We start from the raw sequence: 18,193 nt of genomic DNA, 5'->3' as shown, positions 1-18,193 counted from the left end.
ATTTGTTACTGCCGACTACAGTCAATAGATGCGCCAAAATGTGGTTGGGGTTTGCTTGGTTCGGTTTTTACTCTTTGTAACTTGTACATTTTATTTTTGCCAACACGCGTTGGCGAAAGACTTTTCATATTTTGAAAGTAAGCTAGACGAGGCCAGCGACTATTTAACAGTTAACCCTGCACAATCACTGATTATTCTCGACGGTTTAGATCAATTGCAAGATGTACCTGTACCTTTATTTATTCAGTGGCATTTGCTGAGCGCTCGAGCCTCTGTACCAACAAATAAAGTAGATAGGCTCTATACCTCAATAAACGCGGCCTTTTTGTATCCAGATGACATGTTTTTTAAAGCAAACCTCCCTACCATTTTGAGCGCACTTGGGATTTGGTTACGCCGACAGGAGTACCTTGATGATGCAGATACTAGCCTCAAGTGTGCCTACAAATATGCAGAAAATGACCGCCAGCGGCTTACGCTGACTAACAGTATGGCATTAGTTGCCCGCAACCAAGATGACTATCAAAAAGCGAGAACATTGTATGCCAAAGCACGCAAACTGGCTGAGGAGTTAAAACAAACCCCAGTACTTGCGATGATCGAAAGCAACTTAGGTAGCCTCGCGCTTGATCAAGGCCGAATATTTGAAGCCGAGCAGTATTTTCGTCATGCCCTGTTGGGTTATCAAGCTGTTGATAAACGCTCGGGTCAAATCTCAGCGGGCATTAACTTGATGTTTGTCTTTCTTATTCAAAAGCAAATCGTCAACTACGAACGTTTACAAGGGCCCACATCTACCCTAACTACAGCCTTTCCAAACGAATCAAAACAAGCTTGGCTACAATGGCTTGAGGCGCGTTATAAACAACTCGAAGGAGAAATGCCCAACCAAAACACTAAGCAAGCGTTACAACTGGCATATACCCAGTTAGAAAGCGATAAAGTAAAACTGCTAGTACATAGATATTTAGCAAAAGAATTAGGCGTCGAAGTCACTGCCCCCCTCCCCATCACAGCCAAGTCTTTTTCCAGTCCTTGGTTTGATAAAGTGAAACAGTGTAGTTGGTAAGCGCATACACTCGTTACTAAACGCAAAAAGCCGCTCAATGAGCGGCTTTTTCAAATTGGATTTGCTTATTCAGCGGCCTTAGACACCATCACCATTGCAGGGCGCAATAGACGGCCGTTTAAGGTATAACCTTTTTGCATCACAGCAAGCACTGTATTTGGTGATACATCATTGCTCGGCTGAATTGACATTGCTTGGTGTAGCTCTGGGTTAAATGTTTCACCCTGTGGATTTACCGCTTCAACACCGAATTTAGCTAAGGCATCGGCAAATGTCTTGATAGTCATATCGATACCTTCAAGCACAGGCTTTAGCGTTTCGTTTTCTTTGTCAGAAAACTCAATCGCACGCTCTAGGTTATCAATTACAGGTAGTAATTCGTTTGAGAACTTTTCTAGTGCGAATTTGTGTGCTTTTTCAACGTCCTGCGCGGCACGGCGACGAACATTTTCAAGCTCAGCAGCGGCGCGAACAACGCTATCTTTTTGTGAGTCGATAGTTTGCTTAGCGGTTTCAAGCTCAGCATACAGACCAGCGATTTCTTCTTCTGGGCTCAACTCACCCGCATTTTCTGCCTGCTCTTCCTGCGTTTGTTGTTCTGCTTGCGCTTCTACAACTTCTGCTTCCGCTTGTGTTTGTTCAAGCTCTTGCTCTGGGGCTTTTGTCTGCTCAGACATGTGATGATTCTCCGATTCTTTACAACTGCGGTAATTATGGGGATTGAAATGAGAGTTTCAACCCTTTATTGCGGCAATTTTTTGAATTCTGACAAGATGGCTTCGATCTTTGAATCCGCAGGACAAATGACGCAAAAGCGACTTTGATATTCTCCTTTGGAGAAATACGGCACACTGAGCACCACTACGCGATGTAAACCGAGCATACTTAGCTCTTCGCCAAGTAACACGGATACGCCGTCTTTAAACGCTAAGCGGTCTTCAACTTGGTCTAAAAATCCGACGCCAAGATTAATCTCTCTATCCAACTCTAAGCGGTTATATAAGTAGCGCTCACCGACCACAATTGCATTATCTGAGCCTAATTGCTGACTTAACTGCTTAGTCCACTGGGCCAAAATATGATGACAACTCGGCGGTGCACTGTGTGCCATGGCGCGCATTCGGTGCAACCCTTCAACTAAAGTTTGTTGACTGAATACAGTATTCATCCAAGCCGCGAACTGGTAACGCAACGCGTCGGAGTCATCTACGGGTTTATCAATACAAATATTGTGTGATTGCCCCGCTCTGTCTAACAGTAGGACCAGCCAATTTTTACGATCAAAATCGAGTACTTCCACACGGAACATTTGTTTGCTGCTAACTTGTGGTAATCCCACGCAGCAACAGACCTGAAAGTTTTGGCTCAATAAATGGGCAAAAGAGACTATTGCGGATTGATCTGGTTGCCAATGAACGGCAACATCAGCCAGAGGAAAAAACTCCTGTAGCCAGAATTTTACACCTTGGTCGGTGGGCACGCGGCCAGCTGACGTGTGCGGCGAATACAATAAGCCTTGATTTTCAAGTCTTGCCATTGCATTGCGTACGGTTGCAGAACAAATAGCAAGGCCGTCCTGCTTTGCTATTTTGCTGGATGCAACAGGCTGCCCTTCACCATTACAATAATGGCGCATGACCGCACACAGAATTTGTTCATCTCTGGGATTTAGTTTCATAATTATTTTAATATGGGTGTCAATTGCCAGTTTCAAGCACTACGCTTTTAATATAATCTTGCAACAAAGATACCAAGGACAAATGACTGAATGACGACCACGTTTAACACCATCGGCTTAATTGGCAAACCCAACCACGAAGGCGCGGGGACGACCTTACAACGACTCTACACATTTTTGCAAGCATTAGGATATGAAGTACTCGTAGAAGATCGCGTTGCGGAGCAAATAAAGTCGTTAGACGAAGACGCTGTTATCGAGTTAGTTGAACTAGGTAAACGTTGCGACCTTGCTATTGTTGTTGGTGGTGACGGTAACATGCTTGGTGCAGCAAGAGTACTTGCTCGTTTTGATGTCGCCGTGATTGGAGTTAACCGCGGTAACTTAGGCTTTTTGACAGATTTGAACCCCGAAGGCTTTGAAGCGCAGCTAGAAGCGGTGTTGAGTGGCCAATTTATTGAAGAATCGAGATTTCTGTTGGAGGTGGCAGTATACCGACATCACCAACTTAAAAGCGCAAATTTAGCAATGAACGAAGCCGTATTACACGCTGATAAAGTTGCGCATATGATTGAATTTGAGGCTTTTATCGATGACGACTTTGTATTTTCTCAGCGCTCAGACGGTTTAATTGTCTCGACACCAACGGGGTCAACCGCTTACTCGCTTTCGGGTGGCGGGCCTATTTTAACCCCGGAACTCGACGCTATTTCACTGGTGCCTATGTTTCCGCATACTTTATCTAGCAGACCTTTAGTGGTGGATGCAGAAAAAGAAGTAAAACTTAAGTTAAGTCTAGAAAACACCGACAGCTTACAAGTGAGTTGTGACAGTCATGTTGTACTGGCAGTGCTACCCGGTGACGAAGTTATCATCAAAAAAGCGGAGAAAAGACTAAGATTGATACATCCCAAATGCTACTCCTACTACAATGTTCTTAGACAGAAATTAAATTGGGGCAGTAGGCTTTACTAAGTCCACAAAGTTACGCAAAATAACCTTGGTTAAATTTTCTAATTTAGGTAAATAACAATAAAATGGCTTACGTTGTATTTTTCACATTGGCGCTGCTTATCACTATACTTTCTGTGTATTTAGTGATTGAAAACAATAGAAGAAAAGCCCGTGAAGCGGAAAAAAAAGCCTTTAATGATCGTTTAAAAGTGATTAGCAGCAACTTTAAACTTAAAGTTGCTGAATTCGTCGAAGCGAAGATTTTAAGGCCAAAATACGCACCGCAGATCAATGCAATTGTTGGCAACTTTTTTGTCGTTCAAACCCACTCGGAAGAGAACTTGGCGCAACTGGAAAAAGTGTCCGAGTTATTTATCTATTCAGTGACAAACGAGCTTAATAAGTGCCGCTCAAATGGCAATATGGATTTGCTTGCTGAGCAATTACAATATTTTGTTGCCGAATTACCTACGGCAGGCATTGCCTATAATCGTGACTTCTATCGCGAGATGCTTCCAGCTCTCATTGCACGCACTCAAACACCTGATACGCCAGCAATACAACAAGATGAAGATGCATTAGACTCACCAGAACTAAGTAGCTCAGAGCCATCCAACCAACAAATGCAAGCAGCAGCTTTAGTAAAAGAGCATGCTGTTGGTTAATCTTGCTATTATTTTTAGTAAAATTTTTTGATTTGAGTTGCTAAACAACAAAATACTGTATAAATTAACAGTAATTCTCTGTTGGGGTGTACAGTATGCTTTTAGCTTTAAATGTTCAAAATTTTGCTATTGTTAGTGCGCTAAATATTGACTGGCATTGCGGCATGACCGCAATTACAGGTGAAACAGGCGCGGGTAAGTCCATTGCAATTGATGCGCTTTCTTTATGTCTCGGTGAGCGTGCTGATCCCTCTGCTATTCGTCCAGGTACCGATAAGGCGGATATCTCTGCTCAGTTTGATGTTTCAAATCTCCCTGCTGCCAAACGCTTTCTAACAGAGCATATGCTAGATAACGAAGAGAATGAATGTATTCTTCGTCGTGTTATTAGTAAAAGTGGGCGTAGTAAAAGCTACATCAATGGCTCCCCTGTTACTGCAGGCCAGCAAAAGGAGCTTGGGCAACATCTTATTGCAATTCATGGGCAGCATGCCCATCAGCTACTGCTAAAGCCAGAGTATCAACTGCACTTGCTTGATGCCTACGCTAGCCACACGACTTTGTTACAAGCAGTTAAGGGACAATACAATCACTACCATAAACTGCAAAAAGAATATGCCGAACTTCAAAAGTCACAACAGGCACAAGCCGCAAAAAAACAACTTCTTGAGTACCAAGTAGCGGAGCTTGACGAGTTTGCCTTACAGGAAGGCGAATATGAAGATATTGAGACCGAACATTCGCGCCTAAGCCATAGTCAAACCATTTTAGAACAATGCCACCGTGAGCTCTCTCGCCTTTATGAAAATGACGAGCAGACTGTGCTATCGCAACTACAACAAAGTGCGCAAGTGTTCTCTGAACTCACCAGTTTTGACAAAACTCTCGAGAATATTGCGCAAGTGCTAGAAGAGGCAGCAGTACAAGTAGAAGAAGCCAGTAGAGAGATCCGCAGTTATTCCGATTCGGTCGAACAAGATCCGATGCGATTACAAGAGCTAGAAGATAGACTCTCTCAAGCTCTAGATTTAGCTAGAAAACATCAAGTTCAGCCTGAATTGCTATATCAGCACCATCAAGCACTGCAACATGAGCTTGAGTCTATTAGCTCAGATTCTGCACGACTGGATGCGTTAGAGGAAGAAATTGCTGAAGCCATCAACGCCTATAATCAAGCTGCACTAGGATTAAGTCAAAGCCGCCAGCAAGCCAGTGCATCTCTTAACGAACGAATTTCTGCAAGTATGAAAGAGCTTGCGATGGGTGATGGTCAATTTGAGATCCAGTTAACGCCTAACCTTGGCGCTAAACCGAGTCCACTTGGGTATGATCACATTGAATTTTACGTCTCTACTAACCCAGGACAACCTTTACAACCGATGGGCAAAGTTGCCTCGGGTGGTGAGCTATCTCGGATAAGCTTAGCCATTCAAGTGATTATCGCAACACGCGTCACAACACCCACTTTGATTTTCGATGAAGTTGATGTTGGGATATCAGGTCCAACGGCTGCAACCGTAGGTAAATTGCTACGCCAGCTTGGTCAGTCCACGCAAGTTATTTGTGTTACCCATTTACCGCAAGTGGCATGCAGTGGTCACAACCAGTTCTTTGTCGCAAAACGGGTAGAACATGGCGAAACCTTTACCAAAATGACCCCAATGGCAGAAAGCCAACGCATTGATGAAATAGCAAGGTTAATTGGTGGAGATAAAATAAGTGACACGACAAGAGCGAGTGCCAAGGAGTTATTACAAGTACAAAGTGCTTAGCCGTTATCAGGCGGATTGCACCTGTTGATTAACGCGCAGCGTTATACCGAATTGCTGCGCGGATCAATGAACAAAAATGGGCTTCATTGATGGTGTCCTGCTGTTTTATATCAATCGCCCGTCTAGTGTTACCAGCAAAGCCACTATTGAATAACTCGTGTTCATCTTCAAACTTTGCGCCATATGCAAAAGTAAGTTTGACCTTATCTTTGTAAACTTCGCCCGTGCAGATCATGCCAGCTTTTGACCAGACGGGCACACCTGTTGGGTTGCTTGGCTTACGCCATTTGATATCTTCTTCTACATCTTCATCAACACTTAGGATCAGACTTCTGATCTGCTGCAATACCACTGCACGCCAATCGTTTACACTCGCTATTTTTGCGGTTACCGTATCAGCGCCTGAGTTTATTGTTTCATTCATGATCTTTCCTTAATACTATTGACAAATATATGTTGAGTGAAATTAAGTTAGCGGCTAACAAGGGTCTGTTGACCTTTGCTGTTTGATTCTTGTTCTTCTGAGTGCGTTTTGGTCGCGACGCTCGACTTGCCGCCTAGTAATCTAGGTAAAAGTTGAGCAACAATGAACAAAGCACACTCAGGTGAACCCAAAGGGCAGCGCTTGATTGGCATTTCTACTGTGTTCTCGCCTGACTCACATAGAACAACTATGCTACGCAGACTCTGCCTTGTATAAACACCAATCAAACTGCTGCAAAAACAAACTTAAAAGATAAACAGTCCCTACGCAAAATTCAAATAAAAAACCCCAGCTACAACGAATGTAGTTGGGGTTTGTGAACGACAAAAGCGTTAAACTTCTAAATAGTCCAAAATGCCTTCAGCTGCGTTGCGGCCTTCAAAAATCGCCGTTACCACTAAATCAGAACCTCGTACGGCGTCACCACCGGCAAAGATTTTCGGATTACTTGTTTGATGTGTAAATGCGCCTTTTTCTGGTGCAACAATACCGCCCCAGTGATTTATTGCGACATCGTATTGTGCTAACCAGTCAAGGTTGTGAGGCTTAAAACCAAATGCCATGATCACCGCGTCGGCTTCTAGTGTATGCTCAGAGCCTTCCACGGTTTCAGCACTACGGCGACCATTTTTGTCGGGTTCACCTAATTGTGTTTTCACCATTTTAACGCCCGTGACTTTGCCTGAGCTGTCGACTTCAATACCAACTGGCTGTAAATTGAATCTAAATTCAACCCCTTCTTCTTTGGCATTTTTAACTTCTCGAACTGAGCCTGGCATGTTTTCTTCGTCACGACGATAAGCACAGATCACGGATTGCGCATTTTGTCTGACTGACGTTCTAACACAGTCCATCGCTGTGTCCCCACCACCTAGTACCACCACGCGCTTACCAGCCATGTTCACATAGCTATGCTGACTTTCGTCATAGCCCATAACTCGGTTGGTGTTACCAATCAAAAATGGTAGCGCATCATAAACACCATCGGCATCTTCATTTTCAAGATTACCTTTCATGCTTTGGTACGTCCCCACACCTAAGAATACGGCGTCATATTGTGACAATAACTCGTCCATTGAAACATCACGACCAACCTCGGTATTGAGTTTAAACTCAACGCCCATTTCGGTGAAAATCTCGCGACGGTTTTCCATTACCGATTTTTCTAATTTGAATGACGGGATCCCAAAGGTCAGCAAACCGCCAATTTCAGGGTTGCGATCATACACCACAGGGCGCACGCCGTTTCGCACTAGAATATCCGCACAGCCAAGTCCTGCTGGACCCGCGCCTATGATTGCGACTTTCTTATCGGTCCAAGTAACGTAAGAAAGATCAGGTTTCCAGCCCTGTGCAAACGCCGTATCGGTAATATATTTTTCAATATTTCCTATAGTCACTGCACCAAACTCTTCGTTCAGCGTACACGATCCCTCACAAAGCCTATCTTGCGGACATACTCGCCCACACACTTCAGGCAAACTATTGGTACGGTGAGATAGCTCCGCTGCCTCAATGATTCTGCCCGTACGAATAAGTTTGAGCCATTGCGGAATATAGTTGTGAACTGGACACTTCCATTCACAATACGGGTTACCACAATCTAAACAACGGTCGGACTGTGAATGAACTTGCTGCTCAGAAAATGGCTCATAAATTTCAACAAAAGATTGCTTACGCGTAGAAATAGGCTTTTTGCGCGGATCTACACGTTGTACATCGATAAATTGGTAAACGTTCTCGCTCATTGCTCTCTCCTACTGCGCCTGAATTCTTAGCTCAGCGCTACTACGCGCTCGGTGGCCAAGTAAACTGTTTAAATCGCTCGACTTTGGCTTTACCAATTTAAACATTGGCAAATACAACTCAAAGTTAGCTAAGATCTGCTCAGCTCGAGTTGAGCTCGTTAAATCTAGATGCTCTGCAATCAAACCGCGTAGATGCTCTTGGTGCGATGCCAGCGCTTTGAGGTCTACCAGCTCGACCAACTCAGGGTTGATCCGCTTATCAAAATCACTTTCTTCATCAAGTACATAGGCAAAACCACCGGTCATGCCTGCGCCAAAGTTAACGCCAACTTGACCAAGCACACACACCACGCCTCCCATCATGTATTCGCAACCATTATCACCAAGCCCTTCAACAACCGCTTGTACACCCGAGTTACGCACAGCAAAGCGCTCGCCTGCTCGGCCTGCAGCAAACAATTTGCCGCCAGTCGCGCCATATAAACAGGTGTTACCAATGATAGCCGCCTGATGAGAGGCAAAGCTTGAGCCGACAGGAGGACGCACGACTAGCTTTCCACCAGCCATCCCTTTACCAACGTAATCGTTAGCATCACCGACTAATGTCATTTCAAGGCCACCGGCGTTCCAAACCCCAAACGATTGCCCTGCTGTACCATGTAACTCAAGTGCGATTGGATCCGCTGCCATACCTTGGTTACCATGCTTGCTGGCGATATAACCAGACAACATTGCACCGATAGAGCGATCCGTATTGGAAATACGACTCACCAACGAGATACCTGTCATTTCGTCGATTGCTGTCTTCGCTTTTGCTAGTAAGCTTTCGTTCAACGCACCACTGTAATGTGACGGATTAGTATGCGTGCAGTACAGCGCTTCATTTGACGGATTGTTCGGCTTCGCTAGAAGCGGACTTAAGTCGAGCTTTTTCTGCTTCGCAGTATTACCTTCAATGGCTTCAAGTAAATCCGTTCTCCCAATCAAATCGGTGAGTTTTGTGACTCCCAAAGCCGCCATCAGTTCACGAGCCTCTTGCGCAATAAACTTAAAGTAGTTCATCGCCATTTCTGGCAGTCCGTGATAATGCTTTTGACGCAGCGTATCGTCTTGTGTCGCAACACCGGTTGCACAGTTATTAAGGTGACAGATCCGCAGGTATTTACAGCCAAGCGCAACCATAGGGCCTGTGCCAAAGCCAAAGCTCTCAGCACCCAAAATTGCAGCTTTAATAATATCTAATCCTGTTTTTAAGCCGCCATCTGTTTGCAACCTAATGCGGTGGCGTAGACCATTTTCAACCAGCGCCTGTTGCGTTTCAGCAAGGCCAAGCTCCCACGGACTACCTGCATATTTTACCGATGTCAGCGGACTCGCCCCTGTACCACCGTCATAACCGGCAATGGTAATGAGATCGGCATACGCTTTAGCAACACCAGTCGCAATCGTGCCGACACCGGGTTCTGAAACCAGCTTGACCGAGATCATCGCTTCAGGGTTGACCTGTTTGAGGTCAAAAATAAGCTGAGCTAAGTCTTCAATCGAATAAATATCGTGATGCGGCGGCGGCGAAATCAAAGTAACACCAGGAACCGAATAGCGTAACTTCGCGATATAAGGGGTGACTTTTTCACCCGGCAGCTGACCACCCTCGCCCGGCTTTGCCCCTTGCGCAACTTTGATTTGAATAACGTCAGCTGAACGCAAATAATGTGGTGTCACACCGAATCGGCCAGAAGCAACTTGCTTAATACGCGAATTCTTTTCTGTACCAAAACGTAGCTTATCCTCACCACCCTCACCAGAGTTAGAGCAACCGCCGAGGCGATTCATCGCAATTGCTAACGCTTCATGTGCCTCCGGTGATAAAGCCCCGATACTCATCGCGGCTGAGTCAAACGTTTGTATAGCTCAGTCGCAGGCTCAACATCGTTGATGTCGATTGCTTGTTGCGCCGTATTAAGCTTAAGCATGTCTCGCAGATTGGTAATTGGACGGTTATTTACCAGCTCCGCATATTTAACGTAGTCTTGATAGTTACCCGAACGAACTGCGGTCTGCAAAGTTTGCACGACATCTGGGTTATAGGCATGGTATTCACCACCATGCACATACTTTAATAATCCACCGTGTGATAGCAGTTTACGCTTGCTAAATGCCAATTTATTGAGTTGTTGTTGCTCCAAGGCAAAGTCGTCAAAACACGCACCTTTAATACGGTTTGCAACTCCTTTGAAGCACAATTCAACCACCTCATCGGATAAACCGACGGCTTCAAATAACATCGAACAACGATAGGAAGCAATGGTGCTGATCCCCATCTTCGACATGATCTTGTATAAACCTTTGTTAATCGCGCCGCGATAAGACAGAGTCACCTCGCGGTAAGACTTTTTAATGATCTTCTTATCACACATTGCCACAAGGGTTTCGTAGGCTAGATAAGGATAAATCGCTGTTGCGCCAAAACCTAACATAACAGCAAACTGGTGCGGATCTCTTACGCTACCTGTTTCAACCAAAATATTGGTATCGCAACGCAGGTTGCCATCCACCAGTCGCCTTTGTACCGCCCCCACGGCCATCGCCGCTGGGATAACTTGCTTGCCTGCAGCAATTTCTCGGTCACTGAGCACTAACATCACGCACCCGGAGCCTGCTTTTGCAACAGCCTCATCACAAATACGCTTGATTGCATCTTGCAAAGACTCTTCAATCTCGTAAATCAATGAAATTTTACACGCACAGTAATGGTCATCATCGGCGGTTAATAGCTGCTGCATATCAGAATAAGTCAGTACCGGCGAGGCAAACTGCAAACGTTTAGCATGACCTGTGGTTTCGTTAAAAACGTTTTGCTCGCGACCAATACAAGTCGCCAGTGACATTACATGATTTTCCCGTAACGGATCGATTGGCGGGTTAGTGACCTGAGCAAACTTCTGGCGGAAGTAGTCAAATATCGAGCGGTGTCCTTCAGATAGCACTGCAAATGGCGTATCGTCACCCATTGAACCAGTTGCTTCTTGGCCATTTTCACCCATCACGCGAATAACTTGGTCGAGCTCTTCGTTGGTATAACCAAACTGCTTCTGATAGGTCAACAAGGTTTCATCGTCAAGATCGCGCTTGCCAGCCGCTTTTTCATCTAGTGCTTCAAATGGCGTTAAACGCTTAACGTTTTGCTCAAGCCAAGTTTTGTATGGATGTCTGGATTTCAAATCTTGATCGATTTCATCGGACTGCCAAATCTTGCCATGTAAAGTATCAACCACCAGTAATTCACCTGGACCCACGCGACCTTTTTCAATAACTTCATCTGGCGCGTAATCCCAAATGCCCACTTCCGAGGCAAGCGTAATAAAGCCGTCTTGTGTGATCACATAACGGGCAGGACGAAGACCGTTACGGTCCAAATTACAGGCAGCAAAGCGCCCATCAGACATTACGATGCCAGCTGGTCCATCCCACGGTTCCATATGCATGGAGTTAAAGTCATAGAATGCGCGTAAGTCTTCATCCATAGCGCGATTTTTCTGCCATGCAGGTGGTACTAACATACGCATAGCACGGAATAAGTCCATGCCACCAGCTAAAAATAGCTCTAGCATGTTATCTAAACTAGACGAATCAGAACCCGTTTCATTGACAAACGGTGCCGCATTTTGCAAATCTGGTAATAAAGGTGACGCGAACTTGTAAGCACGTGCCCTCGCCCACTGACGGTTACCTTCAATGGTATTGATCTCACCATTGTGAGCTAAATAGCGGAATGGTTGCGCCAACGGCCATCGAGGCTGTGTATTGGTTGAAAAGCGTTGATGGAATACGCAAATCGCACTGGTCATCCGCATATCAGCAAGATCCGTATAAAAATTCGGTAGATCCGCCGGCATCATTAAGCCTTTGTAGATAGTCACTAAACCGGACAAACTACAAATATAAAACTGCTCATCTTGTTCTAAACGCTTTTCTATGCGTCGTCTTGCTATATATAGACGACGCTCTAAATCTTTAGGACGCCACCCTTCTGGAGCACCGACAAAAACCTGTTTAAACTGCGGTAATTGTGCTTTAGCAATAGGACCAAGCATAGATGGATCGGTGGGTACTTCACGCCAACCTATGAGCGTCAGTGTTTCTTTTTCTAATTCTTCACTGATCACTTTTTCAGCCGCAGCTGCAAGCTCATAGTCCTGATTTAAAAATAGCATACCTACCGCATAGTTTTTGCCTACATGCCAATCGTTTTCAGCTGCGACGGCGCGGAAAAAACTATCCGGCTTTTGTAATAACAGACCGCAACCATCACCGGTTTTACCATCTGCAGAAATACCACCTCGGTGCTGCATGCGGTCCAAACCTGTGATTGCTGTACGGATCAGTTTGTGACTCGGCTGACCGCTTACATGCGCAATCAAGCCAAATCCACAGTTATCTTTTTCTAATTTTGAGTCGTATAACATAGACTCCTCCCCTTGCTACAACGGCCAGCCCATGACGGTACGACGAAATGCTGGCAGATATTCAAAATTAGCCTTGATTGAAAGTAGAGTCAACACAAATATGAATACATATTCATAAACTTGAATATTTCTCATTGGTAAGACAAGTTAGCCAAAATCGTAATAAATTTGCCACTTTGAAAATAGTGAATATAAATTTGCAAAATGACACCGGTATCACACCAATAAAAATGCAACGAGACACAACCAAAAACAAACGTTTACGTAAACGTAAACCAAGGTAAAAATGAATAATTATTCACTTTTTGGATTTTATAGAACTCAATATCGAAGCACGTTCGATTACACTGTTTATATAGGTATGCAAAACAGAGAGCGTTTTTAGCTTGACGCTAACGTCAACTTGAGTTGATAAAAATAAGCGAGTAGCTCTAAGTTAGATAAACGCGAATAGCGTTAATGAAAGTGTCGATACCTTAAATTCAATGAACTTCTGGTTTTCAACCAAACATCAGACAAAAAGACTTGCTAAGAAAAGTAGGTAGGAAGATATTAGAAGATTTTTAAAAAATAAAGCATGGCAGAGTATCGACTCTGCCATAAGCGGTTAGCTTATTCCGCTGCTGCTTCGTCTTTCTTATATTTAGCTGCTGTTTCAGCAATAAGAGGTTGAAGCTCACCTTTTTGGAACATCTCAATGATAATGTCACAACCACCGATTAACTCACCTTCTACCCAAAGCTGAGGGAAAGTTGGCCAGTTCGCATAATGCGGTAGTTCAGCACGAATGTCTGGATTTAATAAAATGTCAACATAAGCAAACTGCTCACCACACGCCATCAAAGCCTGAGATGCCTGCGAAGAGAAACCACAGTTAGGGAGTTTTGGCGACCCTTTCATATATAAGATGATTGGATTTTCTTCGATCTGCTGTTTAATCTTGTCAATAGTTTCCATTAGTTACCTCAAAATGACGTTTCGTCCAATGCTTATCAATATCTAGTTTAGCATCGGCGTTTTAGCTTGCTACTCACTTTAACAACACCTGTTGCATTCATAATGCCAAGCTTTAAGCAGCGATAGAATCTCGGGATACATGGCTAAAATAAGCATGACCGCCTGTCATGATGTTCTACACTTTGACTGCTATTCGGCATATGTTCACAAAGAATGTGTATTATAAGTCATTAAGTCACTGGCACGCATTGCTGTTTGCCAAAACTTGAGTAAAATAGTCAGGAATTATAGTATCACTATATAGGCCAATGGTATAGAAAAGTGGGCTGATGTTAGCTACCTTTCGTACGTGTTATTGGCAAATCAACCAAAAAATGGAGATTAATATGGCATTTGAACTACCGTCACTACCTTATGCACTAAATGCTCTTGAGCCGCACGTTTCTCAAGAGACGCTAGAATTCCACCACGGTAAGCACCACAACACATACGTTGTAAAGCTTAACGGTCTTATCGAAGGTACTGACTTTGAAGGTAAATCACTAGAAGAGATCGTATGTAGCTCTGAAGGTGGTGTTTTCAACAATGCTGCTCAAATCTGGAACCACACTTTCTACTGGCACAGCCTTGCGCCAAATGCAGGTGGCGAACCAACAGGTAAAGTTGCTGAACTAATTAATGCAAAATGGGGCTCATTCGCAGCATTCCAAGAAGCTTTCAACGACAAAGCAGTTAACAACTTTGGTTCAAGCTGGACTTGGTTAGTACAACTAGCTGACGGCTCTCTAGATATCGTTAACACTTCAAATGCAGCGACTCCGCTGACTGAAGAAGGTGTTACCCCTATCATCACAGTTGACCTGTGGGAACACGCTTACTACATCGATTACCGTAATGTTCGTCCTGATTACCTTAAAGGTTTCTGGGCACTTGTTAACTGGGATTTCGCTAACAGCAACCTAGCTTAACATCAACTATCAGTATTGATGCAACAATGGGGCGCACAAGCGCCCTTTTTTCATGCCTGTAACTCAACATTAATACATAAAAAATCTAGTTTTTTTTGGGTATTCTTCATATCACGACTAAGCTTTAAGTAACCTTTCCAAATCTGTGATCCGCAAACCACACCAAGTAGCTTATTGGAGGTCGTTATGACAATATTTGAACATTATCAGGCCAGATATGAAGCCGCGCAAGAAGAAGAGTACACCATCGCGGAATTTCTTGAAATTTGTAAAAATGACAAATCAGCCTATGCCAGCGCACCTGAGCGACTTCTGATGGCAATAGGCGAACCAGAAATGATCGATACGTCGAAAGATGCCAGACTTAGTCGGCTGTTTTCGAATAGAGTAATAGCTCGATACCCTGCCTTCAATGAGTTTTACGGTATGGAGGATGCCATTGAACAAATAGTATCGTATCTCAAACATGCCGCACAGGGGCTTGAAGAGTGCAAACAAGTGCTCTATTTACTCGGCCCGGTTGGTGGTGGTAAATCGTCTATCGCAGAAAAGCTCAAGTATTTGATGCAAAAGGTGCCGGTTTATTCTTTAAAAGGCTCACCCGTTAATGACCACCCGCTTTGCTTGTTTAGCCCACAAGAAGATGCCGACCTACTTGAAAAAGAGTACGGCATTCCTGGGCGCTATATTAAAACAATAATGTCTCCATGGGCAACTAAACGCTTACATGAGTACAATGGAGATATTACACAATTTAAGGTCGTAAAACGTTACCCTTCCATTCTTGATCAAATTGCTATCGCGAAAACAGAGCCAGGGGATGAGAACAACCAAGATATCTCAGCGCTGGTGGGTAAAGTTGATATTCGTAAACTTGAGCATTTCGCTCAAAATGACCCTGATGCTTATGCGTATTCTGGCGCGCTATGTCTTGCGAACCAAGGTTTGATGGAATTTGTCGAGATGTTTAAAGCACCCATTAAGGTGCTACACCCGCTGCTAACTGCAACCCAAGAAGGCAACTACAATGGTACCGAGGGTATTTCCGCCCTACCATTTAGCGGCCTAATACTCGCTCACTCTAACGAGTCTGAATGGCAAACCTTTAAGAACAATAAAAACAACGAGGCATTTTTAGACCGTGTTTACATCGTCAAAGTGCCTTATTGTTTACGCGTGTCTGAAGAGGTCAAAATTTACGAGAAGCTTATTGAAAATAGTGAACTCAGGGAAGCCCCCTGTGCGCCTGGCACTTTAGAAACTTTAGCGAAGTTTTCAGCACTGTCTCGAATTAAAGAACCAGAGAACTCCAGTATCTATTCAAAAATGCGGGTTTACGATGGTGAAAGCTTAAAAGACACAGATCCAAAAGCTAAATCCTATCAAGAATACAGAGATTATGCAGGCGTTGACGAAGGCATGAACGGCCTTTCAACTCGCTTTGCCTTTAAGATCCTCTCTCGTGTGTTTAACTTTGACCATAGTGAAGTCGCAGCAAACCCTGTTCATTTGTTCTATGTACTTGAGCAGCAAATTGAGCGCGAACAATTTAACGCTGAAATACAAGAGCGCTACCTAAGCCATCTAAAAGGGTATCTAATCCCACAATATGTCGAATTTATCGGTAAAGAACTACAAACAGCTTACCTTGAGTCGTACTCTGAGTACGGCCAAAATATTTTTGACCGCTATGTTACCTATGCAGACTTTTGGATCCAAGATCAGGAATATCGTGACCCAGATACAGGTCAACTGTTTGATAGAGCCGCGCTTAACGGCGAGCTGGAAAAGATTGAAAAGCCAGCCGGTATTTCCAATCCTAAAGATTTCCGTAACGAGATAGTCAACTTTGTTTTAAGAGCAAGAGCCCATCACAATGGTGACAATCCAGTATGGACCAGCTACGAAAAACTAAGAACTGTTATCGAGAAGAAAATGTTCTCTAATACCGAAGACTTACTCCCTGTAATTTCATTTAATGCAAAAACCTCTGCCGAAGATCAGAAGAAGCACGAGGACTTTGTCAATCGTATGGTTGATAAAGGCTATACCCAAAAACAAGTTCGCCTACTTTCAGAATGGTATTTAAGAGTTAGAAAGTCACAGTAACTTGTTAGTATGAAGAGGGTGTTATATGGCGCATTTTATTGACCGCCGTCTTAACGGCAAAAATAAGAGCACTCTGAACCGCCAACGCTTTATCCGCCGCTACAAGAAGCAGATAAAGAAAGCGGTTTCAGAGGCCATCAACAAACGTAGTGTGACTGATATCTCCAGTGGCGAAAGCATTTCTATCCCACAACGAGATATCAGCGAGCCCACTTTCCATCAAGGAAAAGGGGGGGACAGAGAGCTCATTCACCCAGGTAACGACCAATTTTCAACGGGCGATCGGATCCAGCGCCCTCCTTCTGGGCAAGGTGGTGGATCAGGTGATGGCGAGGCAAGTAACCAAGGGGAAGGACAAGACGACTTTGTATTCTCTATTTCTAAAGATGAATACTTAGACCTATTGTTTGAAGACTTGGAGTTACCCAACTTACAACAAAGCCAGTTAGATAAATTAATGCAAATGAAAACGCATCGAGCTGGCTTTTGTAATGATGGTATGCCTAGCAACTTAGATATTGTACGCAGTTTAAAAGGCTCAATGGCACGCCGTATTGCGATGACCTCAAGTAAACGCCGAGAGTTAAGGGAATTAGAGGAAGAACTGGCGAGTATGCTTGCTGAACCGGTTCCTCCTCAACAGAAAATCAATGATATAGAGCTGCGGATCCAAGTGCTAAAAGAGCAAATAGCCGCAGTGCCTTTCATCGACAATTACGACTTACGCTTTCGTAATTACGACAGGCGTCCGCACCCCACCAGCAAAGCTGTTATGTTTTGCTTGATGGATGTGTCTGGCTCAATGGATCAAGCTACAAAAGACATGGCAAAACGTTTTTATATTTTGCTCTATCAGTTCTTGACCCGTACTTATAAAGATATTGAGGTAGTCTATATCCGCCACCATACCCAAGCAAAAGAAGTAGACGAGCAAGAGTTTTTCTACTCCCAAGAGACGGGTGGCACAATTGTCTCAAGTGCACTGAAATTAATGGATGAAATCATTCAAGAGCGTTATGCCCAAGGCGATTGGAATATTTACGCCGCACAAGCCTCTGACGGCGATAACTGGGCAGATGATTCTCCACAATGCACCCAGATACTTTCTAACAAACTACTTAAAATTGTCCGCTACTATGCGTATATAGAGATAACGACCCGTGCACACCAAAGTCTGTGGCGGGAGTATCAAGGAGTAGCCAACTCATTTGACAACTTTGCTATGCAGCACATTCGAGGCGTAGAAGATATTTATCCTATCTTTAGAGAATTGTTCAAGAAGAACAAAAATAAGCAAAGTGCGGCATAATTTTTGGGAGGTTG

12 protein-coding genes and 1 pseudogene are annotated in these 18,193 nt (G+C 44.0%); 7 read left to right on the top strand and 6 right to left on the bottom strand.

All coding sequences use genetic code 11. The annotated features are described in order from the left end of the window. Nucleotides 1-28: 28 nt before the first annotated feature. A complete protein-coding gene (locus PPIS_RS02910; RefSeq protein ID WP_010375427.1) occupies nt 29-1,069 on the top strand; it encodes a tetratricopeptide repeat protein in 1,041 nt (346 codons plus the stop codon). 65 nt (nt 1,070-1,134) lie between these two features. On the opposite strand, the gene grpE is transcribed toward PPIS_RS02910, so the two are convergent. Then, on the bottom strand, nt 1,135-1,746 hold the full coding sequence (gene grpE, locus PPIS_RS02905; RefSeq protein WP_010375425.1) for a nucleotide exchange factor GrpE: 612 nt from the start codon (nt 1,744-1,746) through the stop codon (nt 1,135-1,137). A 65-nt stretch (nt 1,747-1,811) separates the two neighbouring features. Continuing rightward, nucleotides 1,812-2,783: an HrcA family transcriptional regulator gene (locus tag PPIS_RS02900; protein ID WP_010375423.1), complete on the bottom strand. Its 972-nt coding sequence runs from the start codon at nt 2,781-2,783 to the stop codon at nt 1,812-1,814. Between the two features lie 54 nt (nt 2,784-2,837). Here PPIS_RS02900 and nadK point away from each other — a divergent pair, with 54 nt between their 5' ends. The 3 genes from nadK (at nt 2,838) to recN (ending at nt 6,138) form a co-directional block, all read left to right on the top strand. After that, on the top strand, nt 2,838-3,722 hold the full coding sequence (gene nadK / locus PPIS_RS02895; protein ID WP_010375421.1) for an NAD(+) kinase: 885 nt from the start codon (nt 2,838-2,840) through the stop codon (nt 3,720-3,722). A 62-nt stretch (nt 3,723-3,784) separates the two neighbouring features. Then, nucleotides 3,785-4,366 carry a hypothetical protein gene (locus PPIS_RS02890; RefSeq protein ID WP_010375419.1) on the top strand — a complete coding sequence of 194 codons (582 nt, stop codon included), beginning with the start codon at nt 3,785-3,787 and terminating at the stop codon, nt 4,364-4,366. A 95-nt stretch (nt 4,367-4,461) separates the two neighbouring features. Continuing rightward, nucleotides 4,462-6,138: a DNA repair protein RecN gene (gene recN, locus PPIS_RS02885; RefSeq protein ID WP_010375416.1), complete on the top strand. Its 1,677-nt coding sequence runs from the start codon at nt 4,462-4,464 to the stop codon at nt 6,136-6,138. 28 nt (nt 6,139-6,166) lie between these two features. Here recN and PPIS_RS02880 read toward each other — a convergent pair whose 3' ends face one another. The 4 genes and pseudogenes from PPIS_RS02880 to PPIS_RS02865 form a co-directional block, all read right to left on the bottom strand. Further along, nucleotides 6,167-6,562 carry a DUF1801 domain-containing protein gene (locus PPIS_RS02880; protein ID WP_010375414.1) on the bottom strand — a complete coding sequence of 132 codons (396 nt, stop codon included), beginning with the start codon at nt 6,560-6,562 and terminating at the stop codon, nt 6,167-6,169. Between the two features lie 392 nt (nt 6,563-6,954). Continuing rightward, a complete protein-coding gene (locus PPIS_RS02875) occupies nt 6,955-8,370 on the bottom strand; it encodes an FAD-dependent oxidoreductase (RefSeq protein ID WP_010375412.1) in 1,416 nt (471 codons plus the stop codon). Nucleotides 8,371-8,379: 9 nt separating this feature from the next. Beyond that, nucleotides 8,380-12,836: pseudogene (gltB, locus tag PPIS_RS02870) on the bottom strand (glutamate synthase large subunit). A 612-nt stretch (nt 12,837-13,448) separates the two neighbouring features. Next, nucleotides 13,449-13,793 (bottom strand): Grx4 family monothiol glutaredoxin, encoded by a 345-nt coding sequence (locus PPIS_RS02865; protein WP_010375406.1) that lies wholly within the window; start codon nt 13,791-13,793, stop codon nt 13,449-13,451. Nucleotides 13,794-14,179: 386 nt separating this feature from the next. Here PPIS_RS02865 and PPIS_RS02860 point away from each other — a divergent pair, with 386 nt between their 5' ends. The 3 genes from PPIS_RS02860 to PPIS_RS02850 all read left to right on the top strand — a co-directional run bounded on the left by PPIS_RS02860 (nt 14,180) and on the right by PPIS_RS02850 (nt 18,179). Continuing rightward, nucleotides 14,180-14,761: a Fe-Mn family superoxide dismutase gene (locus PPIS_RS02860; protein WP_010375405.1), complete on the top strand. Its 582-nt coding sequence runs from the start codon at nt 14,180-14,182 to the stop codon at nt 14,759-14,761. 186 nt (nt 14,762-14,947) lie between these two features. Next, nucleotides 14,948-16,870, top strand: coding sequence for a PrkA family serine protein kinase (locus tag PPIS_RS02855; protein WP_010375404.1), 1,923 nt, complete (start codon nt 14,948-14,950; stop codon nt 16,868-16,870). Between the two features lie 25 nt (nt 16,871-16,895). After that, the gene (locus PPIS_RS02850; RefSeq protein WP_010375403.1) at nt 16,896-18,179 is read left to right on the top strand and encodes a YeaH/YhbH family protein; all 1,284 of its coding nucleotides are present in this window, start codon (nt 16,896-16,898) and stop codon (nt 18,177-18,179) included. Nucleotides 18,180-18,193 lie beyond the last annotated feature (14 nt).

It is taken from the genome of Pseudoalteromonas piscicida (genome assembly GCF_000238315.3).
In the GTDB taxonomy this organism is placed as follows: Bacteria; Pseudomonadota; Gammaproteobacteria; order Enterobacterales; family Alteromonadaceae; genus Pseudoalteromonas; species Pseudoalteromonas piscicida.
The sequence above is the reverse complement of the archived record's forward strand: the minus strand, read 5'-3'. Positions and strand labels throughout refer to the sequence as shown.